Raw genomic sequence first — 1,412 nt, 5'->3', positions numbered from 1 at the left:
GCAAAAGAGCCCAGAGCGGGTCAGAAAATATTTCAAACACGAGAAAATCCGCTATGCAGCGTGAGCGAAATATACTATTGCCGGGTTAATATGAAAATCTTCTTCAAAGAACAGATGTACTCTTTTTGAGTTTCTCAATCTTTTTGTGTGTATTTGGTGGTATTGGTACGTACATGAATTTAAAAGGTTAATGCCGAGATCAGGGGTAGCGCACAAAAAGTTGCATATTGTACGCTGTCCCCTGCATCGAATGGTTATGTGCGACCGCATCACTTCTCCTGAATGCAAAAATTACTTTTTGACCCAGCTTTGCACTCTTCAATGGCTTCTTGAATGCTCTTAAAATTAGGGTTTTTCATAGATTCTTCAAAAATTTCTTCGTTAATCAACCCCTTATCTCTAAGTTTTTCAACAAGCAATTCTGTCTTACTATGACCATGCTTAAGCAGCAAAAAGAAAATACTAGATGCGAGATCTATATTATGGTCAACACCCTCACCAAAATAATACATAAGGCCAACGTAATAGGCTGAATCTATATGGCCTAATCTTGCTGAAAGTTCAAATTCTTTGAATGCTTTACCTGAATTTTTTTCTCCACAATACCCCAAGTAGTGAAATAAACCACGCTGGTAATGCGCTGCCGGATCATCATCTAATTGCCTTTCATATATTATCTCTTTGGCCGCACAAAAAGCCTTCTTATTTATCAAAGCAGAGTATGTTTCATTGATTTTCTTTGCTTCTTCAGCCGGAACATCTGCCAACAGAGAAGTAGACAGAATATAACTTAAAATAATGGTTGAAATTTTTCTAATCACTTCTTAACTTCTGCTGGTCTTACCCACAAAAAGTAGACACTCTAACTATGCGCATTTGCGCTCATACTCTTCTGGACTTATGTAACCCAGTGTAGAGTGTCGACGTATCCTGTTGTAGAAAACCTCGATATATTCAAACAGCTCGGATTTTGCTTGATCAATGCTGTCAAAGCTTCCTGTGTATACCAGCTCTACCTTTAGCCGACTGAAGAACGAGTCCATCGCAGCGTTGTCCCAGCAGTTTGCCTGGCGACTCATACTGGCGCGGCAGCCGTTCGCCAAGAGCAGGTCCTGATACCCCTGAGCTCGATACTGCACACCTCGGTCTGAGTGCACAATCAGTCCCGGTTTTGACTCACGGCCCATCAGAGCCATTTTCAATGCTCTCTGAGTGAGCTCTTCCGTCATCTGCACATCCAGCGCCCAGCCGACAATACGACGCGAATACAAGTCCATCACTACTGCGAGGTACAGCCACCGATCCCTCACCCAGATGTAGTTAATGTCGCTGGTCCAGCGACGGTTGGGACGATCTACCTGAAAGCAGCGCTTCAGCAGGTTGGCAGCCACATTCACCTTGCTCTCAACCGG

At 43.3% G+C, this 1,412-nt stretch carries 2 protein-coding genes; both read right to left on the bottom strand.

What is annotated here, in order from left to right; all coding sequences use genetic code 11:
* Positions 1-269: 269 nt before the first annotated feature.
* On the bottom strand, positions 270-821 hold the full coding sequence (locus IG627_RS20630; RefSeq protein WP_193195198.1) for a tetratricopeptide repeat protein: 552 nt from the start codon (positions 819-821) through the stop codon (positions 270-272).
* A gap of 45 nt (positions 822-866) precedes the next feature.
* Positions 867-1,412 (bottom strand): IS3 family transposase (locus IG627_RS20625; RefSeq protein WP_193195196.1); only part of this gene is annotated, 546 nt, incomplete at its 5' end.

Origin of the sequence: Microbulbifer taiwanensis, assembly GCF_014904815.1 — a bacterium.
Taxonomy (GTDB): domain Bacteria; phylum Pseudomonadota; class Gammaproteobacteria; order Pseudomonadales; family Cellvibrionaceae; genus Microbulbifer; species Microbulbifer taiwanensis.
The sequence above is the reverse complement of the archived record's forward strand: the minus strand, read 5'-3'. Positions and strand labels throughout refer to the sequence as shown.